Source organism: Agrococcus pavilionensis RW1, from assembly GCF_000400485.1.
Classification (GTDB): Bacteria; Actinomycetota; Actinomycetes; order Actinomycetales; family Microbacteriaceae; genus Agrococcus; species Agrococcus pavilionensis.
On sequence record NZ_ASHR01000010.1, the window covers coordinates 53,842 to 79,325 of the forward strand.

17 protein-coding genes are annotated in these 25,484 nt (G+C 67.9%); 7 read left to right on the forward strand and 10 right to left on the reverse strand.

Going from position 1 to position 25,484, the window contains the following annotated elements; all coding sequences use genetic code 11:
• Positions 1-7 precede the first annotated feature (7 nt).
• The 7 genes from L332_RS18345 to L332_RS18375 all read right to left on the reverse strand — a co-directional run bounded on the left by L332_RS18345 (position 8) and on the right by L332_RS18375 (position 14,234).
• Positions 8-1,852, reverse strand: a complete 1,845-nt coding sequence (locus tag L332_RS18345; RefSeq protein WP_021009711.1) for a hypothetical protein — start codon at positions 1,850-1,852, stop codon at positions 8-10.
• On the reverse strand, positions 1,849-3,615 hold the full coding sequence (locus L332_RS18350; protein WP_021064881.1) for a heparinase II/III domain-containing protein: 1,767 nt from the start codon (positions 3,613-3,615) through the stop codon (positions 1,849-1,851). Before L332_RS18350 ends, L332_RS18345 begins: the two co-directional genes overlap by 4 nt.
• Before the next feature lie 30 nt (positions 3,616-3,645).
• Complete coding sequence (locus tag L332_RS29275; RefSeq protein WP_158316688.1) at positions 3,646-8,100, reverse strand: glycosyltransferase; 4,455 nt, start codon at positions 8,098-8,100, stop codon at positions 3,646-3,648.
• A 31-nt stretch (positions 8,101-8,131) separates the two neighbouring features.
• Positions 8,132-9,400, reverse strand: a complete 1,269-nt coding sequence (gene wecC / locus L332_RS18360) for a UDP-N-acetyl-D-mannosamine dehydrogenase (protein ID WP_021009714.1) — start codon at positions 9,398-9,400, stop codon at positions 8,132-8,134.
• A 139-nt stretch (positions 9,401-9,539) separates the two neighbouring features.
• Positions 9,540-10,262, reverse strand: coding sequence for a polysaccharide pyruvyl transferase family protein (locus L332_RS18365; protein WP_144061003.1), 723 nt, complete (start codon positions 10,260-10,262; stop codon positions 9,540-9,542).
• A gap of 65 nt (positions 10,263-10,327) precedes the next feature.
• Positions 10,328-11,842, reverse strand: coding sequence for an asparagine synthase-related protein (locus L332_RS18370; RefSeq protein WP_021009716.1), 1,515 nt, complete (start codon positions 11,840-11,842; stop codon positions 10,328-10,330).
• A gap of 52 nt (positions 11,843-11,894) precedes the next feature.
• Positions 11,895-14,234 carry a glycosyltransferase family protein gene (locus L332_RS18375; RefSeq protein ID WP_158316690.1) on the reverse strand — a complete coding sequence of 780 codons (2,340 nt, stop codon included), beginning with the start codon at positions 14,232-14,234 and terminating at the stop codon, positions 11,895-11,897.
• A gap of 598 nt (positions 14,235-14,832) precedes the next feature.
• Here L332_RS18375 and L332_RS18380 point away from each other — a divergent pair.
• Positions 14,833-15,609, forward strand: a complete 777-nt coding sequence (locus L332_RS18380; RefSeq protein WP_021009718.1) for a DUF6270 domain-containing protein — start codon at positions 14,833-14,835, stop codon at positions 15,607-15,609.
• Positions 15,610-15,622: 13 nt separating this feature from the next.
• Here L332_RS18380 and L332_RS18385 read toward each other — a convergent pair whose 3' ends face one another.
• Positions 15,623-17,497 (reverse strand): glycosyltransferase, encoded by a 1,875-nt coding sequence (locus tag L332_RS18385; protein WP_021009719.1) that lies wholly within the window; start codon positions 17,495-17,497, stop codon positions 15,623-15,625.
• Between the two features lie 127 nt (positions 17,498-17,624).
• Between L332_RS18385 and L332_RS18390 the strand changes: the two genes are divergently transcribed.
• From L332_RS18390 to L332_RS18400, 3 genes are all read left to right on the forward strand, one after another.
• Positions 17,625-18,116, forward strand: coding sequence for a VanZ family protein (locus L332_RS18390; protein WP_021009720.1), 492 nt, complete (start codon positions 17,625-17,627; stop codon positions 18,114-18,116).
• Positions 18,117-18,180: 64 nt separating this feature from the next.
• Complete coding sequence (locus L332_RS18395) at positions 18,181-19,695, forward strand: hypothetical protein (protein ID WP_021009721.1); 1,515 nt, start codon at positions 18,181-18,183, stop codon at positions 19,693-19,695.
• Between the two features lie 112 nt (positions 19,696-19,807).
• Positions 19,808-20,749 carry an LCP family protein gene (locus L332_RS18400; protein ID WP_021009722.1) on the forward strand — a complete coding sequence of 314 codons (942 nt, stop codon included), beginning with the start codon at positions 19,808-19,810 and terminating at the stop codon, positions 20,747-20,749.
• Between the two features lie 13 nt (positions 20,750-20,762).
• Here L332_RS18400 and L332_RS29280 read toward each other — a convergent pair whose 3' ends face one another.
• Entirely contained in the window at positions 20,763-21,953 is a 1,191-nt protein-coding gene (locus tag L332_RS29280) for a hypothetical protein (RefSeq protein ID WP_021064884.1), read from the reverse strand.
• 109 nt (positions 21,954-22,062) lie between these two features.
• On the opposite strand from L332_RS29280, the gene L332_RS18410 reads away from it, so the two are divergent.
• Positions 22,063-22,242 carry a hypothetical protein gene (locus L332_RS18410; RefSeq protein WP_021009724.1) on the forward strand — a complete coding sequence of 60 codons (180 nt, stop codon included), beginning with the start codon at positions 22,063-22,065 and terminating at the stop codon, positions 22,240-22,242.
• Positions 22,243-22,256: 14 nt separating this feature from the next.
• On the opposite strand, the gene L332_RS0114775 is transcribed toward L332_RS18410, so the two are convergent.
• Entirely contained in the window at positions 22,257-22,925 is a 669-nt protein-coding gene (locus L332_RS0114775; RefSeq protein WP_021009725.1) for an arsenate reductase/protein-tyrosine-phosphatase family protein, read from the reverse strand.
• Between the two features lie 96 nt (positions 22,926-23,021).
• Between L332_RS0114775 and galE the strand changes: the two genes are divergently transcribed.
• Positions 23,022-24,032, forward strand: coding sequence for a UDP-glucose 4-epimerase GalE (galE, locus tag L332_RS18415; protein WP_021009726.1), 1,011 nt, complete (start codon positions 23,022-23,024; stop codon positions 24,030-24,032).
• 79 nt (positions 24,033-24,111) lie between these two features.
• Entirely contained in the window at positions 24,112-25,437 is a 1,326-nt protein-coding gene (locus L332_RS18420; RefSeq protein ID WP_021064885.1) for a DUF2254 domain-containing protein, read from the forward strand.
• Positions 25,438-25,484: the final 47 nt, after the last annotated feature.

Sequence of the window (25,484 nt, forward strand, 5' to 3'; positions counted from 1 at the left end):
CCAGCGCTTAGTCGGGAACTTCAATCTCGACGACCTCCACCTGCCGGGGTTCCTCGGCCGAGAGCCAGCCGCCGTTCAGCGAGTACTGCGCCGAAAACAGCGCCCAGGCGGCGGGAGCGCGGTACTGCCGTCCGCCCAGCATTCTCTCGACAGCCCGGCGATCGACCACATCGAACAACGCAGAGTTCGCGTCGCCGAGGATGTATGACTTGAAGAACCCGCTCAAGTCACGACCGTAGACGCTGCGCCAGTTGAAGTTGGCACGCGGCTGCTCGTGGGCGGTGTGTGGCGCCCGAGCGTCCCATCCGTTCGGATCATAGAACCCTGACGGTCCCGCCTTCTCGAAAGCCCATCGGTCTCGGAAGAAGGGCAGGTCCTGCACTCCGGGTGCGAGGCGCGACATCAGGCTGTGCGAGACCTTCTCCGAGCGCATCTCCTCCGTCGAGAACGTCTTGAGTCGACGCACGAGCTGGTTGTTGATCAGGAGCGTCGCGTGAGGAGCCACTACGGACTCGCCGTGACGCATCGTCGCAAGCCAGCGACCCGTCCGGTTGGTGATGTATCCCTCGAACAGGGTGCGCCCCGGGTCCGACCACCGCGAGTCGAAGATGGGCCGGAAGTCAGCCAGCACGGCTTCCTGCGCGAATGGCTGCAGCAGATCGCGATTGTTGGTCCAGTACCGGGTCAGGATGTCGAGCGTTCGATCGGCCGACGGCGCGTCCGCCTCCATGTAACGGAGGAAACCACCTCGGATGATCTCACCTCCCTGCCCGCCGAAGTTCGCCTTCTTGAGCGGCGACACATGCTGCTGGGAAGGATTCGGCAGCACGGTAAAGGCATTCCCCAGGCCACCCGTGGAACGCAAGGTCTGCCACGCCTGCCTCTCGGGCTCAGCCGCGATCACCTGCTTCCCCGACTTACCCGTGGTGGTCCGCGGAACCTGAGTCACGTGCTCGATGCCCAAGAGCTTCGCAACGGACTTCCCGACGTGCGCCTCCCCGCTCTCGGGCAAGCCGTTCGTATAGGTCGAGAACCCGACGCCGGCCGCGTGCAACGCCGAGATCACCAGGCGGCTGTCCTTGCCGCCCGTAGCCGCCGCCGCCACGCTTTCGACGCCGTTTGAGAGCATCCGCGCGTAGCTCACGAGACTGTCCGCGAGGCTGTCGACCCGCTCCGCGTACGGTCGAGCGGCGAACTCACTCGCCCCCGGATCGTGCGTCACCGCGATGTTGGCAGCAGCGCCACCGCTGATCTTGGCGCCGGCCGGCACGAGCTGAACTCCGAGGAACGGCACGGTGTCGGTGATGGGGAGCCCGTGCATGATGAAGCCCGCGATCCCGAGACGACTCGGCTCGACCTTGCCGCCATTGCGCATGAGCGAGAGCGCGGCGGCAGAGTTGCTGATCACGAGCGCATCTGGCAGATCGATCCAGTACATCGCTTCGGAGCGATGGGTGTTCGTGTAGGCCGCCAGCGTGTCGGGTGTGGCCCCGAGCGTCGCGAAGCTGCCGATCCCGTCCCAGATCGGGTCATCAATCGTCCCGCGGTCCACGTCGTGGCCCCGCAGCGCGGCCACGGTGTCGGCGCCCATGACGCCGGTCCACGCCCAGCATCGCTGCTTGTTCCCGAGCCAACCGCCGCGCTCCGGCACGCTTTCAGGTTCGTTCGATCGGTAGATGACGGCGGTGCGCCCCTTGCCCGGCACCCACTGCAGGGCCTGGGTCGTATTCGCGGCAGGCCAAGGTTGCACACGCTCGAGCGCCGACAGCGCTTGTCGCACGAGACCAAACCGGGGCTCCCGCGACTCGGGTGTGATGTGATTCTTCACCCTTATGCCGACGATCAGTCTCATTGCTCTCCTACCTGTGAGCTTGCGTTGCGCTCAGCGATCAGCGAGCCAAAGTCCTCGACGCTCGCGCGTCCGGGCGTGACAGTGCCCCACTGCTCGCCCAGCAGCAGCGACGTCGAGCGGCCGTCTGGCAGCGAGACCGTCGCGGCGATCCACGAGGAGTCGACGTCAACGAGTTCCGCTTCCGCCCGCTCCGCCGTCCCGTCGAAGCACAGCAGAGTCAGCATGCGGGATTGGCCGGGACCCGGCTCGAACGCCAGGGTTCTGACCGGCACCTTCTCTCGCCAGTTGGGCGAGTACCAGCCTTGGAGCGGCGATGTGGAGCCCTCGTACACCGAGAGCGAGTCGCTGCCGTCGAGCCTGAACAGTCGCGCGCGGTTACTGCCGCTCCTGACGAAGACCGAACCTTCCTCCCGACGGTGGCTCGCACCTTCGGCGAAGTGCCACCACTGGCGGGCCCGAACAGCGCGAGCGGACTCGATGTCGTCGACGACGACAGCAAGGCGCTGGTGCAGGCTCACCAAGACCCGTCTGGTGATCGTCACGCCAGGGTAGCCGCGGTCCACGAGCCGGTAGAACTCGGCGCTCTCGTCAATCGAGTGCGCGTCGAGCACGACCTCGGTGGCGCGCTCGTACTCGATGCCGTCGAGGCTCACGGAATTGTGACCCGCCCTCGACACGACGTACTTGCGCACGGGATCGGCCACGTCGTAGGTGAATTTTCCTGCGTCGCGCAGGAACGATTCGCCGTTGGCGAAGAGCGTCAGCGCCATGCCGTCGTTGTGCCCGTGGATCTGCTTCTGCGATCCGAAGCGGAGAGAGTAGAAGGACGCATCGGCGAACGATTCTCTCGCGTCGCCCCATGTGGAGCGACCGAACGCGTACCCTCGCGAGTAGACCTTGACGCGCTCTCGCGGGGGCACCCCTTCGCGACCGCTCGAGTGCACGTAGCGCACCGCCGGGTGGTCGACGCCGCCCATCTTGAACTCTTCGGTGTCGCCGATCATCTCGACACGGCCGTCCGGACGGGTCGCATGTGCCATGCCGATCGGAGCCCGGTTCACGCGGTCGAAGTCTTGTGGCGACGAGCCCATGGTGATCTCGAAGCGACGCCGCATGAGGTTCCACCACGAGTAGTTCATGTGGTGGTACTGCAGAGCGCCCTCTTCGTTGATGCCTTCATCGTCGTAGGCGATGTGCACCATTTCGACGCAGCGCTCTCGCGCGAGCTCGACCCAGTCCGGGCGCTGCAGCACTGCGCCCAAGACGAGCAGTCCTTGGTGCTGCTGCAGGGCGTGATTGCCAGTCTTGATGTGAGCCGGGTCCTCGAGCCAAGCGCCATGCTCCTCGAGCGAAGCGAGGATCAACGGCAGCGCGTCGGGGCGATGCTCCTCGATGACCGGCAGCGCGAAACTGAAGGTCAGCGCTCGAGCGCCGTCGACCATGTCGGCCCAGGAGTAGCGCGAGACACCTCGTCCGGGCGGGTTCCTCTCGATCCACGACGTCGCATACTTCAACCACGTGTCGATGAAGTGGGAGTCACCGGCGGCCGCGCGCCGCCGCAGCGGATCGAGCCAGCGGAGCGTTTGATACTGGAAGGTCCAGTTCGTCTCCTTGAACGGATCTTCCCGCCACGTCGGCTCCCCCGGCAGCTTCCAAGGCTTGTGGGGATGCAGATGCAGCGTGCCGCCTGCGATCGCCTCCGCGAGGGCACGGTCCTGGTTCGTGGGGCGGAACATGGCGCCGAACGCGTGCGCCTCCGCCATCTCTTTCGAATATGACATCCGGTTCCTGCCTCAGCCACCGACGACGCGACGGTGCAGCTCTTTCAGCACCTTCGCCTGCGCGTAGTTGTCGCGGATGAACTCGGCCGACTGGCCCGCTTCGCTTCGGCGGCGGAGGATTGCGGCAGCCATGTCCTCGACGGTGGGTTCGATCCAAGACTTCGGGTACAGATACTCGGATCCTCCCCATGCCAATGTCACCGGAACGGCACCCGATGCGGCGCCATCGGCGATGGTGAAGTGGAATGATTCGTAGTCCGAGACCGAGATGGCGAAGCCGATCTTGCGGTACCACTCCGCCATGTCGTCGCCGTAGCCGTCGAAGACGACCGAATCGGGACTCACCTGGTTCAGAGTTTCGATCTCCTGGTAGACACGGTCGTAGTACGCGAGCTCCTCGGGACGGTTGCGCATCCAGTGGTAGTCGTGCGGCTGCTTACCCTTGATGCGCAGCGTGAAGCGCGGGTCTGATTCCCTCACTCGGCGCAGCAGGTCGACCGCCAGATCGAGTCGCTTCATCTGCGGCACGATGCCCACCATGCCGAGCGTGAACTCCGCCTCCGAATGCTTCGGTAGCGCAAGCGCGTCCACGTCCACGAAGTTCGGCACGACCACCGACTTGGCGGCTGGGATGCCGTGGCTCGCGATCGCCGCGAGCTTGATGAGCTGTCCGACGAACAGGAATGCCTCGACGCGGCTGTGGTCGATGCGTCGCAGGTGCGGTAGCTGCAGCTCTTGGCGGTGGACTCGCACCACCATGCGCTGGTCCTCGCGCAGATGTCGCGAGTACCAGACGGCGTTGCCGAGGCCCCACTCCGCGAAGACCGTGTCGGCCTGCGCGAGCAACTCCAAAGACTGCTGCTCGTCGTGCTGATCGTGACCGTGCCACTGGTCGATGAGCACGCGGTGGCCTTCACCCTCCAGGTGAGCGATGAGCGCGCGCGCGAACTTGAGGTCGTGGCCGGCGACGACGACGGTCTTCGCACCAATCGGCCGGTCGATCACCTCGGCCGCGCGGTCGAGCTGTGCGACGGGCGATGGGGCGAAGAGCAGCTCCACGCCCGCCGGCCGCACCTCGGTCAGATCATCGATCGTTGCGACGTGCGTCGATCGGACCAGGCCGACCGACGCACCCCTGGAGACGGGTCGCGCGAGGGTGCTCGTCGCGTCTTCCTCGGACGCCCACGCGTAGTGCACCGCTTCCCAGTCCCCGAAGCGCGTGGCGTGCAGCAGATCCTCGAAGTGCGTGCGAGCGATCGGGGCGTCAACGCGGCCCGCGTACGCGACGACCGTCGCGTCAAACCCATCGATGCTCTGAATGTCGATGTCTGAGCCGACGGCCGCGCGGACTCGTTGGACGGCGGAGCCCTCAACCCACGCGCGCGCTGGGCGCACCGACTGCGATTCGAGAGAAGCGAGCGTGGCTGAATCCGTCGCGCCCAGCACGACGCCGTAACTAGGGGTGGCTTCAACCTGCACCGGCACTCCGGCAGTGCGGGCGAGGATCGCGATGGCGGTCTCTGCGGTGTGGGCCCGGTAGACGGCGCGCATCTGGAGCCACGCCTCCCGCACACGCTCCACGGGATTCGTCGACCAGTCGCGCAGCATCCCACGCCAATGCGTCGCGTCATCCGTGCTCGCGATGGCGGTGCCGAAGGTCTCGGCCATACCCCGGCTCGAGCTCGACAAGACGATCCCGCCGCACCCGGCGATCTCGACGACGCGCCTCGAGAACATAGAGGGAGACCCCTCAACCGAGTTGACGTTGATGTGCGCGACGTGGCTCTTGTAGGCGTCGATCACCTCGTCGTACGGGAGCGACCCGACGACGTATGGCGCGAACTCAAGCGGGAAGCGATAGGGCGAGTCGGGATTCGATGCCTGACGATCATAGATGGTCAAGCCGTAGGGCCGAGCCGTCGAGAGGAGCCTCGCAAGGCGACGCGAACGGTCGGCGTAGCGGTCGCCGTAGTACGTGCCAGCGTACGCCACGGTGTGCCTGAACTCGCGGGCCGACGGCAAGGGGTTGTGGATGCGCGGCTGGGCGTAGAAGCCCAGCGACGACGCTGTGCGCGTCGCGGCACCCGCAGTCGTCAGGTAGCCAGGGATCATGTCGGCATCGGTCGTGAAGACGTGATCGCAGAGGCCCGCATTGCGGCGGAAGCGGTCGAAGTGGACGGGGTCTTCCTTGTTCCAGAAGACGCTCGGGATGCCTAGCTCACGTGCCCGAGCGAGCAGCTGCACTAGGTCGGCGCTCTCTTCGTCGCTGTAGTGGCCGACGCCACGGTGCCACGTGCCCTCGTTGCCGGACCATGCGGACTCCACGAAGACGAGGTCGAGCGCGTCTGAGTCCAGTTGCTCGAGCCACCCCTCGCGTTGGAGCGGCACGATTTGCACCGTCGCGGCGAGGGTCTTCGTGGTGAACTCGTCGGCGATGAGACCCACCCGCAGTGTCCGCAATGCGGGTCCCCCCTGCGCGGCCGCAGCGTAGTTCGACGCGGCGATCGAGTGAGTCTCGAGCATCCGCCGCCCGATCTGATTCCACGTCCGCTCACGCACCACCCACTGCCGAGCGGCACGTCCGAGGTCCGCGGCGCGGTCGCCATCGACGATGAGCTGCTCGAGTGAGTCAGCGAGTTCCTTCGCGTCACCCGGAGTCACCAGCACAGCACGGTCACTGCGCTCCCCGGCGAGATCCCGGTGCGGAGCGACGTCCGAGAGCACGACGGGCTTCATCATGCTGAACGCCTCGAGCGGCTTCAGCGGCGACACCAGCTCAGTCACCCGGTTGGAGAGTCGCGGGATCGGCATGATGTCGAACGTGCTGAGCAAGCGCGGTATGTCCTGCATCGGAAGGCGACCCAAGAACGTGACGGACCGGAGCTTGCGTTCGTCTCTCTTGGCCCTCAACTGCCCCGCGGCCGCACCGGAGCCCGCGATGACCACCTGGTGGTCGACGCCGCGGTCGTCGAGGATCTCGGAGGCGTCGAGCAGCGTCTGGAGACCCTCATAATCGACGAGGCTGCCGGCGAAGCCGATTACGGGTACGTCGACGCGCACGCTCTTCAGTGAAGCGAACGCGACGTCCTTCGGGATAGGCGCGAACTGCTCTGCGTCCACGGCGTTCGGCGCGAGCCGGATCTTGTCGGCTTGCACGCCGCGCCGGATGAGCTCATCGGCGACCTGCTCGGTGATGGCAAGCACCACGTCGGCTTCTTGAGCGACAAGTGTCTCGAGCGCCACCATCTGCGCGTATTGCTCGGTCGCCTCCCACTCCGCCTTGCTCGACGCGTTCGTGACCTCCCACAGCCCGCGCACCTCGTAGACGAAGGGCACGCCGAGTCGGCGTGCCGCGATGAGCGCGGGCAGTGCGGTCCGGTGATTGGACGCCGACTGGATCACCGAAGGACGTTGCCGGCGCGCCTCGCGCACGAAGCCATCAGCGGCGACCTGCACGTAGTGGTCGATGGGGGCATCGACCAGCGACAGCCCAGGGAGGTGGACGTAGGGCACCTCGTCCATGTGCTGCTCGTGGCGCAACCGCTTCGGCTTCTGCGAGTCGGCCTCGGAGTCCCACGGGTATCCGGGCCTGGCCACCACGACCACGTCGGCACCGTTGGCGCGCATCCCCGCGGCTACACCGCGGGTGCGAGTCGAGTAGCCATTCGAGTTGAACATCGGAGTCGAGTGCACGCAGTAGAGCACCCGTCCGGGCTCCGCCACGTAGGCGACGCCCTTCGCTCGGGGCGGCACGCTGACGCCACGCTGCAGCAACCGCTGCTCCCCCATCACGCGTTCGGCGAGCGTTCGGTCGCCGGCCTCCAGGGCAGCGAACGACTCGGGATTGCGAGCGATGAAGTCCGCGGTGTCGTTGATGGACCCATGGCCGAACCACAGGCGGTTGACCACTCGAGCGAACCGCTTCGGCGACGGGTCCTGCTCGAACTCACGCATGAGCGTCTCGGTTGAGCGCTCTGCCACGGGTATCTCGGAGGTCCTCGGCTCGTCCGGCGTCGCAGGAACCACCGGGATGGAGGCATCCTCGATCGTCTTGACCTCGGCGGAGACTGACCCCGTCGCGGCGGCCGTCGAGCCGCCGCTACGAGCGATTCGCTTCACAGCATGGAGCGGGCTGAGCACGGCGCGGCCCAGGCGCATCGAGTTCGAGGAGCGAACGCGCTGCAGGTCTTCCTTCAGGCGCTTCGTCTCACGCCGGTAGGCATCCAGGGAGCCATGCGCCGAGGCGAGACGACGTCGCATGTCGGCGTCCTGATGCTTCTTCGCCGCTTCCACCGCACGTTCGAGATCCTGGATCCGCTTCTTGTACGCGGCCTCCCTCGCTTTGTGCTGTCGCTCTCGAGCCAGCAGTCCTTCGTACTTGCGGAAGAGCGCGATCGGGTCGTCGGTCGCTTCCCGAGCGCGCTGCGCCCAGATCAGCTCTTCGCTGCGGCCCTCATCAGGATGCATCCTCGCCCCTCGCATCGGATCGCCTGGCGCGTCAGCGCCAGACGCCCTTGGTGTCGATGAGGACCTTCTCCTGCAGCGCCTCGCGATCGATCCGCTTGAATGGACTGTGGTCCACGAGCATCACGACGATGTCGGCTTCCGCGATGGCGCTCTCCGCGTCCTGCAGCTGCACGTTCGGCAGCTCGGACAGTCGAACGGGCAGCGCCTCGACGTTCGGCTCGACCACGCGCACGCTCGCATCCGGCATCTCAGCCGCGAGCTGCCGCACGATCTCCAGTGATGGCGATTCCCGCAAGTCATCGATGTCGGCCTTGAACGCAATCCCCAGCGCGGCGATCACCGGCGCTTTGAACCGCGCCGCCTTCGTGAGCACCTTGTCGACCACGTAGCGCGGCTTGCTGTCGTTGATCTCCCGAGCCCACCGAATCAGCTTCGCCTCCTCGGGCGCCGCCGCGACGATGAACCACGGGTCCACCGCGATGCAGTGGCCACCGACCCCCGGACCGGGCTGAAGGATGTTGACACGCGGGTGATGGTTCGAGAGCTCGATCAGCTCCCAGACGTCGATGCCGAGCTTGTCGCAGATGATCGACAGCTCGTTCGCGAACGCGATGTTGACGTCGCGGAACGAGTTCTCCGTGAGCTTCGCCATCTCCGCCGTGCGAGCGTCAGTCACCAGCAGCTTGCCGTTCGAGAACGTGGCATAGAGGTCGCGAGCCATCTGGCCGGCGATCGGCGTCACCCCGCCGATGACGCGGTCGTTCTCCGCCATCTCGATCATGATCCGACCCGGCAGAACGCGCTCTGGCGCGTGCGCGAAGTACACAGAGTTCGGCTTCCCGTCCGCGTCGGTCAGATCCGGACGAGCGTCGAGGATGAACTGCGCCATCTCCTCCGTCGTCCCCGGAGGCGACGTCGACTCCAGCACCACGAGCTCGCCGCCCTTGAGCTGCTCAGCGATGCTCTTGGCCGCAGCCTTGATGTACTTCGTGTCAACCGAGTAGTCATGCTGAAACGGCGTCGGCACCGCCACGATGTACGCATCAGCATGCGGTGTCGTCGTCTGCGCCGTCAATGACCCCATGCTCACCACGCCCGCGAGCGTCGCCTCGAAGTCTGGCTCGAAGAACGGCACCTCGCCGCGGTTGATCCGCTCGACGAAGCGCTCGTTGACGTCGACTCCGATCACTCTGATGCCTTTCGACGCGATGAACGCAGCGGTCGGCAGACCGATGTAGCCGAGACCGACGACGCTGACCGTCTCGAAAGTCGACATCGCGGTCGAGTGGGTTTCGGTCATGAGTCCATCCTTTTGGTCGCGTACAGCACCCCAGACGTGGCAGCTCCCAGCCGACACGTAAGCCGCAATCCTATCTGGCAGCGGAACGAGCCACCGTCGTCCAACATCCGGACCACTGAAGAGCCAGCTGAGCCGTCCGCTAGCGCGCGATCTGCTGCGGAAACGTGTCGAGCAACGCCGCCTGGACCGCGTCGAGGCTCTCGATCGGCCTGTAGCGCGTCTCGACCGCTCGCAGCAGATCTCTCATCGGCGACAACGGCGTCACATCTGGCTCACGACCGAACCCCGAGTAGTAGTCCGCGAACTTGAAGCCGTCGCCGGCGACATCGGCCGAGAACTGAACCCAAGCGTTCGGGATACGTAGAGCGTCGCTCAATACCAACCCGTGCAAACTCGAAGAGATGATCCGGCGGCATTGCGCAACGCCGCGCACGACCTCGGCAACCGGCGCGGCGACGTCAATGATCGATACGTCGGCGGACCGACTGAGCTCGCCCAGGAGAGGAGCCGAAGCGTCTACATAGTGCGGCACCACGCCCAGCTCGTACTTGGTCTCGACTTCCTGCGCGTCGAAAAGAAGTCCGACCAGCAAACCCGGGTCCCCCAGTACCACGCCGCGCTGCTGCCCCGGCTGAAGCTTCGCAAGCGTGAGCGCGCCCCGGACGGCATGAAACTGAGTACGGTCGTGCATCCCCCACGAGTTCGACGCAATGTAACCGGCACCCCAGCAGTGGAGACGTGAGGTTCGGTGGCGCTTGAACTGCTGCAGCACAGATCCGATGCCGACGAGGTCGGCATCATCAAGGTCGGCCCACGTAGCCGAGACGCCCGGGAACAACCGCTCGATCAGGAAGGGCGTCAAGTCGTCACCGAAGTTCAGCAGGCCGTCAGGGCGCCGCCACCAGTACGTCGTGCAAGTGGTCGGACTCACAGCACTGATCGACTGTAGGTCGGCACCCGACGAGAGACCCCATTGATCGCATAGCCCATCACCTCAGGCCATACCATGTGCGCGGCGATTAGCATCGCTGCGCCACTTTTTCTGTCCGGGAGCGGCACGGAGAGCAGGTCGCGCAAGATGCGTCGCGAATTGATGGGAATTATCACATCGTGCGCGATGTCGCTCTCTATGTTCACCCAGGGCAACCAAGAGCCGATCCGATACTCCCAGTGAAGCAGGTCGAGCTGATCGAAGCCATGGCTGTCCGAGAAACCGGTTTCATCAATGAAGCGAGCGAACGCCTCCAGCACCAGAGGATCCTCGCCTCGCCCCCGGCTGTAGATGGCTCGCATGGACTGTGCACCGAGACGTTCATGATTAATCCCGTTCACCCGGAACACAGAGCGCACAGTCTCGTAAAGATTAGACCGAAGATGCAGCGCCCCCTTCGGCAGGGACGTGTAGTAGGCCCAGGATACAACGCGGTTATGAGAGACCGGTGAGTTGCGGGCGACGGCGCGAGTGTACTCCGCCGGCAACTCTGGGCTGGAAATGCGCAGCGTGGTGTGGCGCAAACCGAGGTCTTGGGCAAGGCGCTCAGCAGTAGCCGTGTCATGCCGGTTGACTTCAACCTTCTCACGATAGAGCTGATCGAAGGTGAAGTACTGCATCTGCGGAGAAATATGCCGCGTGAGACCCAAGGTGATTCGACTATCGAATCCGCCGGTGAGGGATGTGATCAGCGGCCACCGCGCAGCCAACATCGGCAGTTGAGCTCCAACAGCGGCGACGAGTCGGCCTGCCGCATCCGCAGCCGGGACATCGATTCGGTCCGATCTTGGGAACACCCGCTCGAGCCGGCCGGTCTCGAGCTGGAGGGACAGGTTAGGCGATAGGTGCCGCACGCCTTCAAACGGCGTGGCGCCGGGAGGGAAGCAGTCGGATCCGTTCCGAGCGAAGAAATCCGGCGCACCGAAAGCGCTCGGTACAACCTCGGCCTGCTCTGCGACGAGCCGCGGATGCGATCCCGCGAAACGTCCGAGCGTTCGTGCAGAATAGAAAAGTTGACGTTGGCCCGTTGCGTCGGCCTGGAGCAGCAATCCTTGCGGCGTCGCAACCGCGATGAGGAAGCGGCCGGCCAGCTGGTCGATCCGGTCCTGAAAGCGCCTGCTATCGCTGACCAACGGCACGAGAGAGCGAGCGAGGTGATCGTTGCGGGAAATGGAGCGGTCAGTGTCGAGGCAAACGCCCAGGACTAGCACTGTCGTGGAATCCTGCGTCGCGACGCCAATCTCGAGCCGCGGGTCCCAATGCAGGTACCACTTGCTGCCAAACCACACCTTGTCCCAGTGACTAGGAACAACAGCTAGTCGTGTGTCAGAAAAAAGATATCCTCGCGCGTAAATCATACGCTCGAACATTGACCCCGTGAGGCGCTCCTCCTCGACCTGGGGGAAATGCTGCGTCCAGATCTGGCGGGCCGCGATGGCAGACTCAGTCACCTAACACTCCTCGTGGTGACCGCGGCACTCCGCCTTACTGTAGTGCGGATGATCATGCTTCCACCAGAGCATGGAAGTCCCCGAATCCTACGAGATCACCTGACGCGAACAGCTCGTCCTCGTCGATGCGCCACGTGTGGGTGCTGAGATCGCGATTGCGAACAACGCAGTAATTGAATCGGTCCGAGGCATAGATCGAGAGCCCGCGCGCGACGGCACGCTTCAGCAACTCCGAATCTTCAGATCGATTGCCCGCGCCGAACCGCAACTTGCGCGCGATGTCTGCCGAGAGCAGCAGTGTCGCACCGCGGACGAATGTCGAAGCGCGATTCTCGGTGGCGCGCGAGGTTAGGATCGTCTGGTCGCGACCTTCAAAATGCACGTAGGTCGCGGCCTTGCCCACTATGTCCGCACCGGAGACCAGATAGCTGTCGAGCAGGTCTTGCAGATAGTGCGATCCGTAGAAGTCGTCGTCGTCCATCTTGGCTACGACGGGATGCGCAGCGACCTCCACCATTGCGTTGAGGCAATCTCCCAGAGTCCTCGATCGCGACATCCTCAGGACGACGTAGTTGGAGACACCGTGCTTTTTCGCCGCGTCTTCGATACTCGAGTCGGACACGTCTATGCCATGCAGATTCAGCACGAGCTGCACGTTGGGCTCCGTCTGGCGACCGATCGTGGCGAAGATTCCCTCGACCAGCTGCGGACGAATGGTTGAGCACAGCACGCTAACGCCAGGCCGTTGCGTACGGGGACGCTCCTGGGCGATCCCGACCGCCTGGCAGATGGTGTTCACACGATGACCGTACGTGTGCTCGGCCCAGACTCGCCGCCGTGCTCGCAACGCAATGCGGTCGCGGTACTCAGGCGATCGCACGAGGGCACGCGCGGCGTTGCGCGCGCCCCTCGCGTCATCCACCACCACGACCTCGTCGGGCGCGAAGTAGTTCGGAATCGCGGCAGAGGGCGGTGAAACGACGACGCCTCCGCAGGCCGAGACTTCGAATACTCGCCGGGCACACATCGTAGACGACTCCACGACGGAGTTGACGTTCAGCATGACCTTGTAGCGCTTGTATGCATCGACCATCTTCGGGTAAGGCAAAGCGCCGCGCACGTGCTGATCAAGCGGTGCAGGGAAGGCATACTTGGCATCTCCGTCTGCATGACGCGAATAGATGTCCAGCCCGAGGTCGGCAACTGCAGGCAGGAGGAAGTCCATCTGCGCACGCCGCTCCGGGTATTTATGCGAGAAGTACATGCCTCCGAAGGCCACTGGCATGTCACGGACGATACCGCGCCGCATTGCCGGGTTATGAATTGCGGGCTGCGCCGCAAAGGGCAGAACCGCGACTCGCTCGTGCTTCAGACGCTCGCGGTAGGCCGGAATGCGATCCCCATCCGATGTGAAGACCCAGTCGAACAGTGCCGCAGTATCGATGAAGTCCTCGAAGTGTGGAGGATCCTCCTTGTTCCAGAAGACCGTTGGGATCCCGCGATCACGACAAGCGCGAACGAGGTCGACAAGAGAAGCTGATGGTGCATTCGGTCCGACCAGTTGATAGCGCCACGCGCCGTCATTGCCGCTCCAAGCGCTCTCTACGAAAAGCATGTCGAGCGAGACCTCGTCGAGCTGCAGCATCCACTCGTTCGGCAGCAACTTGAGTTGATGCCACTCCGGCGCGAACGCGGCCGCGGAGAACTCATCAAGGATGACACCGACCCTTAGGGCCGGCGCGGGGAAGTTGGTTTGGCCCGGCACGACCATTGCGAACTGGTCAGCTAGAGGCTCAGCGGGCTTGAGCGGCGCGGGACGGGTCGCCTCGAGCCGCTTCTCCATGACCCCGAGTCGCTCGAGCAACGACGTCATTGCGCGCGTGCCCTCAGCCACACTTGAGTCGAGCTGCTGCACCGTCGCCGCGACGGACTGCACTTGCTCGCTGAGGCCCGAGACGCCCGCTCCGTTGGCTGCGATTGCGCGCTGCATCGACGGCAGCGTCTGCGTCGTTGCGTCGAGGGCGGTGAACATTGCTGATTGTTGAGTCAGACTGGAACGCTGAGCGTCGCGGATCTCGCGCACGAGCGGCGCGGTCTTTCCTGTCGTCGCCGCTACCCGGCGCGCTGTCTGATCGAGCCCTCGTACCGTTTTGGCGGCCGCTGCAGCATGCCGAAGCTGGTAGGCGACGAGGACGAGCAGGAGTGTTGCCAGCAGTACCGCGCCAGATGCCGCAATATCCGCAGGTTGCTCAGCCAGCAGCGCGGTCGCGACTGCGGCGATGACCGCCGCTAGTCCCAAGACTCCCGCGAGCGCCATGTACCGCGATTTCATGGATCTCCAAAGGGCGATGCCCGCCTCGTGATTCGGTTTGCGCAACGTCGCACCACGCATGGCACGAGAAGTCGACAGCGATTGGCCGTAGCGCGTTCGTCGCCCTGGTCCAACCCTGCGTTCGTCGCTGGAAAGCATCGACGATGACTCCACAGGCATCGTATCGGGCGGACACGCGCCTATCGACGTCGACCGGGCCGCGGGCGCGATCGGCGCAGGCGGCAAGGCAGCCTGATCGCCGACAGGAGTTGAGCAACACATCTCCTCAACGATCGTGTGCAACAGACCCGCTGCCGGCTCGTGTCCATGAGGGTGGCACCTGCCGATCGGCGCTACGGCCACAGAGCGCATCTCGAGAGGGTGGTCATATCCGTCCCTGCCGAGGAACACACTGCCACGGCCTTGAGGCGCGGGCCTAGAGCACGTAGATGGCGGACCCCTGACGCAGGCAGCACTCGAACGAAGTCCGTGGCTCCCGGCGGCGTCTGTCGATCGCATTCGACCGGATCTCTCCATCCTGGTGGACCGGCATCGATCGAACGAGGCAACCGCCTCGGCGCCGAGGAATTGGTGACCGCCCGCCGCGCATAGGCGCGCTCGGTATCCTGGGCGGCCGACCGGCGAGCGACCCGCGCAAAGCCGCAGACGTAGGAGCGCAGTGACGAGTCACGCGAAGCCGACCGCCCGAGTGCTTGTGTACGGCAGTTGCGTTGCGCGCGACACCGTCGATTTCGCGGCCACCGGGACCGTCGCCCTGCAGGGCTACATCGCACGTCAGTCGCTGATTTCTGCCGGGTCGGACGCATCCCTTCACTTGCCAGGGGCGCTCGAGATCAACTCGAAGTTCCAGGAGCGCATGATCCGAGCCGACTTCCGTGGCAACCTCTACGAGCGACTCGGTGCCGCGGCCGGCGAGGTCGACGTGCTCCTTTGGGATCTCGCTGACGAGCGTCACGGGGTGTACCGCTTCGACGACGGCACCATCGTCACCCGCAGCATCGACAACATCCGCATGCCCGAGCTCGAGGATCGCTTCGCCGTTGCCGAGCGCATCGAGTTCGGCACGGACGAGCACTTCACGTTGTGGAGCGAACGCGCCGCCGCGTTCAAGACTCGCTTGGGGGAGCTGTCGCTCTTCGAACGCACGGTCGTGCTCGAAGTGCCTTGGGCAGTGCTCACGACCGAGGGCAAGCCGTCGCCCTGGAGCATGGGCGTGCGCGCGAAGGACGCCAACAAGCGCTACGCCCGCTACTACGAGCTGCTGCGGCGACTTGGCTTCCGTATGGTGCGAATCGACGAGGGCGTCGTGCTTGCCGACCCGGCGCACAAGTGGGGACTCGCGCCGTTCCACTACTCCCCCGCGGTCTACCGCGAAGTGCTGCGCCAGCTGCGCGAGGACCTCGGGTTCCTCGGCTTCCGCACCCAGGCGGAGTAGGGATCGAGGGCGCTCAGAGGAGCACGTGAGGCTTGGCGATCCCAAACGACAAGACCTCGCTGTTCGCGAGCACGCGCTCGTCCTCAACGCGCCAGGTGTGCCCTGCGCGGCCGCCCCGCATCTGGATGAAGTTGAAGCGGTCCGCGCTGTAGATTCCTCCGCCGCTGGCGAGGATCGCCTGCTGGAACGTCGTGTCCTCGCCGAGCGTGCGGTCCTCGAACGGCGTGTCTGTCCAGGTCGAGCGCGGTCCGACCATCGTCGGTCCGCCGACCAGGTTCGCCCAGCGGTGCTCGCGGTGCGGGTTCTGCAGCACCGTCGCATCCATCGACTCCAGGTATAGGTAGCGAGCCTCCTTGCCGACGAGCTCGGCGCCCGAGTAGTCGAGCGCGAAGCACGCATCTGACAGGTAGTGCTCGCCGTAGAGGTCATCGTCGTCGAACTTGGCGACGATCTCGCCATCGCTTGCGTCGACGAGTGCGTTGAGGTTGGCGCCGAGCGAGACCTCGCGGCTCGCGCGCAGCACCACGAGCTCCGCGAGGCCGGCCTCGCGCGCAAAGGCCTGCAGCTCGGCCTCGTCGGCCTCGAAGCCGTGCAAGCCGAGAACGAGCTGCACGTCGACGTCGCGCTGCCGCGAAGCAATCTCGATGATGCCGCGCACGAGCTGCGGGCGGATGGTCGGTGCGATCACGCTCACGCGCGGGCGTCGCCACCCGGCCGGGTCGTCGAGGCCGACCGACTCCAGCACCTGCGCGGCGCGGTGGGAGAAGGTGTGGTGCCGCCAGATGTGCCGCTGCGCGAGGTGCACCTGCCGGTCGCGCAGCTCGGGGTTGCCGACGAGGGCGCGCAGCATGAGCTCGGCTTCCTCGGCGCCGTCGACGATCGCGACCTCGCCGTTCGGGAACCAGCGCTCGACCGCCGGGCTGCGGGTCGAGACGACGGGCGTGCCGCTCGCAAGGATCTCAAAGACTCGCCTCGCGAGCATCGTCGGGCTGTCGACGACCGAGTTCACGTTGAGCATGACCTTGTGCGCCCGGTAGGCGGTCAGCATCCGCTCGTAGTCGAGCGAGCCGCGGACGTACTGCTCGAAGCGCTCGGGGAAGCGGTACTTCGGGTCGTCCTCGAACCGCGAGTAGATGTCGAAGCCGATGCCTCGCCGTTCGGCGACGCTCGCCGCAGCGCCCAGCAGCAGATCCATCTGCGCTTGCCGCTCGGGGAACTTGTGCGACCAGTAGCTGCCGCCGAAGCCGATGTCGCGCACCTGGTGCAGCCCCTTCTGCCGCATCGGGTGGTGGATCGCCGGCTGCGCCGCGAAGCCGAGCGCGTCGACGCGGTCGTGACCGAGCGCATGGCGGTAGCGCGGCACGAGCGCCTCGTCGGTCGTGAAGACGCGGTCGAAGATGCGGGCGGTGTCGAGGAAGTCGTCGAAGTGCGGCGGGTCCTCCTTGTTCCAGAAGACGCTCGGGATGCCGTGCTCGCGGCAGTGCTCGACGAGCTCGCGCAGCGCCGGCGTGGGCGCCTTCGAGCCGGTGAGCTGGTACCGCCACGCGCCGCCCGAGCCCGCCCACGCCGACTCGACGAACAGCAGGTCGATCGGGATGGAGCGCAGCTGCTCGCGCCAGCCGTCGGGCGTCAGCTCGACGACCGGGAACTCGTAGCCCCACGCGCTGGCGGAGAAGGTGTCCATGATGACGCCGACGCGCATGCCGGGCCGGCGCGGAGGTCTCGGCGCGACCGGCCACACCGGCATCTCGTCGGTCAGCGACCGGGAAGCGGTGCGCGCCTCACCGTTGCGCGCCGCGGCCCCGCGCCGCAGCATCCAGCGACGCAGCTGCTTCGGCCCGCCCTTGCGCAAGTGCCAGAGCCCCGTTCGCACCGACTGCAAGCCCATGTCGCGTCACTCCCCGATTCCGTGCCGATCGAGCCCGCGCTCGAGCCGCCGACCGTCGCAATCCTAGGCGCGCTGCGAGTCGCCACAACGCCAGCGGGCGCATAGGCGCCTCAGTCAGACTGGTGCGGTGAATGCTCGAGCCGCGCCCCGAGGCGCCCACGCGCCGCTGCGCAGGCTCGGGCTCGTCGGGCTCGCGCTGCTCGCGCCCGTGGTGCTCATCGTCACCCTGTGGCCGTCGCACTTCCTGCTCCGCGCGAAGCCGCGCGTCACGCGGGGCATCGAGTGGCTGCATGCGCGCGAGCTCTTCGACTGGCTCACGTGGAGCCGGCTCGAGGTGCTCGCGAACGTCGGGATGTTCGTGCCGGTCGCGCTGCTCATCACCTTCGCGCTCGGCGCTCGGCGCTGGTGGGTCACCATCGCGCTCTGCCTCGCCCTGACGGTCGGCGTCGAGACAGTGCAGGCGTTCATGCCCGGCCGCGTCGCGGCACTGCTCGACATCATCGCGAACGGGCTGGGCGCCGTGATCGGCACGCTGCTCGCCGTGGTCATCGAGGCGCTCGTGCGGGCGCGGCGGCGGTCTCGCGTGATCGCCTCGACGACTCGGCCGCCGGTCGCGTAGCGGCCGCCTCGGATACGCTCGAAGTGCCGGCGCGTCCGCGTCGCCGATCGACAAGGAGCCCGCGATGCTGCATGCGCTGCGGGCCGGGCGATCGCGCGAGCACCGCCGGGCGCTGCAGGCGCTCGAGCGGCGCGAGCGGCAGCTGCGCCCCGGCTACAAGGTCTGGGGCTACAAGAACGTCTTCGCCAAGGGCTTCCTCGTCACGCGCGACGGGACCGCGGTGCCGCCGCGAGAGAGCTGGCAGCGCTCGACGCTCGGCCCGTGGCACGTGCTCGTCGACCCCGAGCTCGAGCACAGCGCCGCGTCGTCGCCGAGCGCCGCGGTGCTCGTGCTCGGCCAGGCGTTCGACGACGGCGGGCCGCGCACGCGTGCCCAGGTGGCCGAGCGCATCCTGCGCGCCGTCGCGCGCGCCGACGGCGTCGACGCCGGGACGGCCGCTCTCGACGAGGCGATCAGCTGGCTCTCGGGCCGCTACGTCGTGCTCGTCGCGCGCGCTGATCGCCTCGACGTCTACACCGACCCCCTCGCCGCTCGATCGGTCTACTGGCATGCCGGATCGCGCGGCCCCGCGCTCGCCTCGCACACCGAGCTGCTCGCGCGGCACGTCGGCGGGCTCTCGAACGAGCGGCTGCGGTGGATCGTCGAGAATCGCGACTACCGCTCCCCCGCAGGTCGATGGCTGCCGGGCCTCATCACGCCGCACGACGAGGTCGGGCAGGTCTACGCCAACGGGCGGCTGACCGTGCAGGGCGACGTCGTCACGCACGAGCGCTTCTTCCCGCGCGAGGATCGCGCCGAGCTCTCGATCGCAGAGGCGGGCGAGCGCTTCCGCGACGAGCTGCGGGCACAGGTGCGCAACTGGATCTCGGTCGCACCCGTCACGGTGCTGTCGCTCACCGCGGGCCGCGACTCGCGCGCGGTGCTGGAGGCGGGCCTCGTCGACCTGCAGCGCGCGAACGCGCTCACGATGACGTACCACCCGTTCCACGTGGCGTCGAAGAGCACCTACCAGGACTTCCACGCCGCGGCGAGGCTGTCGGCGGCGGCGGGCCTGCCGCACCTCGGCATCGACGTCGCGGCCATGCAGCCGACCTCGCAGATGGCGTCGCTCTACCGCGAGACGTTCCCCACCTGGCAGCGCTATGCGAACCTCGCCAACGCGCTCTACCTGCACAGCCCCGCCCGCGCATCCACGATCTTCGGGGTCGGCGGCGCGATCATCACCGGGATGTGGAAGGACACGACAGACCGGAACCTCACGCCGCAGCTGCTCGCGAGGAAGTACACGGACTCTGAGTTCGCGAACGATCCGGACCTGCACCGGGAGCTCGAGCAGTGGATGGCGTTCACCGACTTCTCGGCCGAGCGGCTGCGCGGCTACGACTTCTACGACTTCTTCCACTGGGAGCACCGGATGACGAAGTGGGCGGGCAGCGGCTACTCCGAGTACGACCTCGCGACGATCCCCGCACCGGTGCTGAGCTCGCGGCGGCTGCTGGTGGCGGCGCTGAGCCTGCCGAAGGAGCAGCGCGTGGATGCGGCGGTCTACCGCTACATCGCGACCGACGGCGAAGCCTGAGCCTCAGCGGGCGCCCGATACCCTCGGACGTCGACGCGAAGGGGTGCAGATGCTGGGACGTATTCGGGGACGATCGAGGGCAGGGGCGCTGGGGCTCGCGGCACTCCTCGGTGTGACGCTGCTGGCCGGCTGCACCCCGGAGGCCGAGCCGACGCCCTCCGCGACGGCGACGACGGCGAGCACTCCCCGACCGACGGCGCCGGCACCGACGCCCACGCCCACCGAGGACCCGGACCCGCTCCCCGACGGCGCGGTCACCGCGCTCCTGCTCGGCACCGACTCGCGGACGCCCGGCAGCATGACCGGCAACGCCGACACGATCATGGTCGCCCAGATCTCGGCCGACCGCGAGAGCCTCAGCCTCGTCTCGATCACCCGCGACTCCTGGGTCTCCATCCCGGGCGCAGGCTCCGGAAAGATCAACGCCGCCTTCGCGATCGGCGGCACGGCGATGATCAGCGCGACCGTCTCGGAGCTCTTCGGCGGCCTCGAGATCGACTACGTCGTGCAGGCCGACTTCGAGGGCTTCATCGGCCTCACGCGCGCGCTCGACGGCTTCGACGCCGAGAACCAGCACCCGACGCGCGTCACCGTGCAGAGCACCGGCCGCGTCGTCGACTTCAGCGCTGACCCCGTGCACCTCTCGGGCACCGACGGCCTCATCTACGTGCGCCAGCGCAAGGGGCTCCCGCTCGGCGACCTCGACCGCACTGAGCGGCAGCGCGCCGCGGTGACCGGGATGCTCGATCGCATCGACGAGATCGCGACGGAGGACCCGGCGGCGCTGCCGACGCTGTTCGGCCACTTCGCCGGCCGGCTCAAGATCACGGGCGAGCTCTCGATCGACGACATGATCGCGCTCGCCGCGCTCAGCCAGAACCTCGAGCGCGATGACGTGACGAGCCTCATGGCGCCGATCGAGGGCTTCGGCAACCGCGGCGGGCAGTCGGTCAACGTCGTGGATGTCGCGCAGACCGCGGCGCTCGGCGAGGCGCTCCGCTCGGGCGACGTCAGCGGCTACGTCGCCGAGTACGGCACCGACTACGCGCCCTGAGCGCGCCTGCGGCTCATCCGCCCTCGCCAGGCGGCGGTGCGGGCACGAACGGCGGGTCCGGGACAGGGCCGGGATCGACCGGCGGCTCCGGATCCACCGGCGGGTCGACGGGCGGCTGCTCCGGCTCCGGCTCCGGCTCCGGCTCCGGCTGCGGCGCTGACTCCGTGGGCGGCTCGGGGATCGTCGGGGCGGGCTCCGGCGCCGGCGCCGGGACGGGCGGCGCGGGCTGCACCGGCGCGGCGGGCGGCTGTCCGGGCCGCCCGGGCCGCCCCGGCGTCGGCCGCACGATCGCGGGAGGCGTCGGCGCGGTGGCCGCCTCCTCCTCCGCGGCCGCGGCCGCGAGCGCCTCGACCTCGCGCGTCGCGCTCGCACGATCGGCGAGCAGCTGCACGAGCTCGAAGACGCCGCTTGCATCGGCCGCCTCGACGGCCGCCTGCTCGGCGAGCTGCGAGTCGATCTCATCGAGCCCGTCGAAGGCGTCGACGGGCGCGGCGTCGAGGCTGGAGCGCAGCGCGGTGAGCTCGGTGCGACTCTCCGCGACTGCGGCCGCCGTCTCGCGCACGCGCTCGAGCGACTCCTCGAACTCGACGACGCGATCGTCGTCGACGTCACCCGCATCACCGAGCGAGCGCCACTGCCGTGCGAGGGCATCGGCACGTTCGGCCGTGGCCGGGCCCACGGGCGCGCGCTGCTCGCGCGCGGCTGCGACACACGCATCCGTGTCGAAGGCACCGCCGTCGAGCCAGGCCTCGGCTGCAGCGGCGCGGTCGCGGTCGGCTTCGTCGAGGATCGCTCCGCGCGCGATCGCCTCGAGCGCCGGCAGGCCCTCCTCGACGAACGCACCGCGCTCCGCCTCGCCGTAGACGCCCGTCGCCTCGCCGATGGCCCTGGCGGCCGGCAGCACGTCGCGAGCGCCATCCTCCGCGTCGATCGCCGCGAGCACTCGAGCCGACAGCATGCACTCGGCTGCATCGCGCTCGTCGCGCCACTGCTCGATGCCTGAGGCGGCGAGCTCGGCGTGGGCCTGGGAGTTCCACGCCACGACGGCGCCGCCGCTCACGATCGCGGCCGCCCCGAGCACCGAGAGCCCGGTGATCCAACGGCGGCGGTCGCGCTGCTTGTGGCGTTCGGCGAGCACGACCTTGCGGCGCTCGGCTTCCTGCTCCGCGGTCAACGGTGCCCGGCGGTCAGACTCGTCGTCCACGCGTTCCCTGCCTCCAAGTTCTTCCAGCGGTTCGATGGTATGGCAGACGCCGGTCCCAGCCGGGCGGGCCAGCCGCACCCGTCGGCGCGGGCCCTGGCAGGATCGGCCTGTGAACCCGCGCGGATGGATCGCCATCGCGGCCGGCATGCTCATCGGCTTCGCCGTCGGCTCGCTGCTCGCTCCCCCGTACGGCGGCGTGCGCGCGGCGATCGCCGGCGGCGCGGCGGTGCTGCTCTTCCTCCGGCTGCGGCACGTCTGGCGCCGTCGGCGACGGCCGCCGGCCGAGTGAGCCGTGCGTGCGGTTCAGCGACGGTCGGCGAGCACGCGCAGCGCCTCGGCGGAGCGGTCGACGCACTCGGCGACCGCATCCGCGGAGCGGCGGTAGACCATCGCTTCGAACCGGTACGGGTCCTCGATGTCGAGTTCGAGCGGCGAGGCGGGCAGCGGCATGAGCCCGCGCACCGTCCCGGCGACGCGCACGACCTCTCGCAGCCACGCGGCGACGCCTTCGGCGCCCCGAGGAGGCAGCTGCGCATCCACCGTGCCGGCCGCGAGCGCCTCGACGATGCGGGCGAACTCCACGAGCGTGAACGCCCTGGCGAGCGCGGCGGGCACGAGCGAGGCCGCGGCTGAGCGGTGCTCTCGCGCCATGGCGAGGATGAGGTCGGCCTCCGCGATGTGGCGATCGAGGATGCGTCGGGCTCGGTGCGCGTCGGCGTCGGTCGCGCCGAGCCGCACCGACTCGGCGGCTGCGAGCGCATCCATCCGGTCGTCGTCGAACGCGTGCGTGCCGGCGCTCGACACCAGCAGCTCCATCGGCTCACCGAGCGCGCGCGGCAATCGGGCGCGGAGCAGCTGCTCCGCCAGCGGCGAGCGACACAGGTTGCCCGTGCACACCGTCAGGATGCGGAACGTCGCATCGTCCTCCATAGCGGTCGCGACCGGCTGCGCGCGGTGCCTCGGGAACGGCATGGGCTCACGGTAGCGGCGCGCGAGGCCATGCGTCGCGCGGATCGGACATCGCTGCACCCCTACCCTGGTTGAGAACCCCTCGATCCCAGGAGTGCCATGCGCGTGCTGCTCACCGGCGGAGCCGGCTTCATCGGCTCCCACACCGCGATCGCGCTCGTCGAGCACGGGCACGACGTCGTCATCCTCGACGACCTCTCGAACGCGAGCGAGGAGGCGGTGCGCCGCGCCGAGCGGCTCGCGGGCGCGGCCATGCCGCTCATCGTCGGCGACGCGGGCGACGCCGCGCTCGTCGGCCGCGTGCTCGCCGATCACCGCATCGACGCGGTCATCCACTTCGCGGGGCTCAAGGCGGTCGGCGAATCGGTCGCGCAGCCGCTCACCTACTACCGCGTCAACCTCGGCACCGCGATCGCGACGCTCGAGGCCATGGCAACCCACCGCATCCGTCGCTTCGTCTTCTCGTCGTCGGCGACCGTCTACGAGCAGCCGGGCGAGCTGCTGCGCGAGGACGCGCCCGTCGGCATCGACCTGCCGAACCCCTACGGCCGCACGAAGGCGATGATCGAGGCGATGATCGCCGACGCGGCCGCCGCCGACCCCGCGCTCGAGGCGGCGGTGCTGCGCTACTTCAACCCGGTCGGCGCGCACCCCTCGGGCGACATCGGCGAGGACCCGAAGGGCATCCCCAACAACCTCATGCCGTTCATCGCGCAGGTCGCGGCCGGCGAGCGCGAGCGGCTGCGCGTCTTCGGCGACGACTACCCCACCGTCGACGGCACCGGCGTGCGCGACTACATCCACGTGCTCGACCTCGCGGAGGGGCACGTCGCCGCGCTCGAGGCGCTCGAGCCGGGGGTGCTCACCGTCAACCTCGGCACCGGCCGCGGCGTCTCGGTGCTCGAGGTGCTGCGCGCGTTCGAGCGCGCCGTGGGCCGCGAACTGCCCTTCGAGGTCGTCGAGCGCCGCGTCGGCGACGCGGCCGTCTCGACCGCCGATCCGACGCTCGCGCAGGAGCGGCTCGGCTGGCGCGCCACCCGCTCGCTCGACGACGCGGTGACGGATGCGTGGCGCTGGCAGGAGCGGAACCCGCGCGGCTACCGCACCTGACTCGGCACCGCACCTACCGCATCCGTCGTCCGTTGCCCAGGTGAGGGCGCCTCCCAGGTGACGGCGGGAGGATCGGCGGATGGCTCGACGGGACGGCATGGCGTGGGGGCTGCGGGCAGCCGCCGTGCGCTACCGCTTCGCCGAGAGCCTCTTCCTGCTGCCGTCGATCGTGATGGCGAGCGGCATCCTGCTGGCCATCGGCGCCACGAGCCTCGACACTGCGCTCGGCCACGACGCCGACCTGCCGTTCCTGCTCACGATGACGAACAACGCGGCGCTCTGGCTGCTCGCGACCGTCGCCGGCGCGATGATCACGACCGTCGGCGTCGTCTTCTCGCTCACCGTCGTGAGCCTGCAGCTCGCGAGCAACCACTTCTCGCCGCGGGTCATGCGCTCGTTCATCCGCGACCGCTTGAGCCAGGGTGTCATCGGCCTGCTCGTCGGCACCTTCTTCTACTGCGTGCTCGTGCTGCCGCACCTGAGCGGCGAGGACTCCGACCCGGCTCCGCGCGTCTCGCTCACGATCGCGGTCGCCCTGACCCTCATCACGGTGATCGGCATCATCGTGCACCTCGACCACCTCGCGCGGAGCCTGCAGGTCGGGAACGTCGCGAGGGCGATCGCGGTCGAGGGCGAGAAGGTCGTCGCCGCTGCCTCCCGCGCGCCGCGGGGCCTCGAGCCCGTCGAGCCGAAGGATCACCCCATCGCCGACGACGCGATCGTCGTGCCGTGCCAGAGCAGCGGCTGGGTGAGCCAGGTGAGCGTGCCCGGGTTGCTGCACGCGGTGCCGCCCGGCACGACGCTGCGGCTCGAGACGCGCGTGGGCGCGTACATCCACGCGGGCGAGCCGCTGCTGCGCGTCTCGCCGCCCGTGCCGGAGCGGGCGCACCGCACGCTCGCGGCGGCAGTCGAGATCGCCGACACCCGCACGATGCTGCAGGACGTCGACTTCGCCATCCGGCAGCTCGTCGACATCGGGCTGCGGGCGCTGAGCCCCGCCATCCACGACCCGACGACGGCGATCGAGGTCATCCTGCGGCTCGGCACCGTGCTGCGCGCGGTGCTCGTCGCGCCGCTGCCGCCCACGGGCCTCCGCGACGGCTCCGGCCGCGTGCTGCTCTCGCCCTGGAACCTCGAGCACGACGAGTACGTGGCGCACGCCTTCGACCAGCTGCGGCAGTCGTCGCTGACGGAGCCCGACGTGGCGACCGCGCTCCTGCGGGTGCTGCGCATGCTGCGCTCGCACGTGCAGGACGCCGGGCAGCCAGGATCCGTGCCCGCGATCGAGCGGCAGATGCGGCTACTGCTCGACGCCGTGGGCGAGGCGGGCCTCCACCCCGAGGACCTACGCCGGATCGAGGCGATGCGCTCGGACGACACCGACCCCGCCGACCACAGCCACTGACGCACTCCCAGCGTTCTCGGGGTCGACCTCCGCGGCTCGCGGGGCCA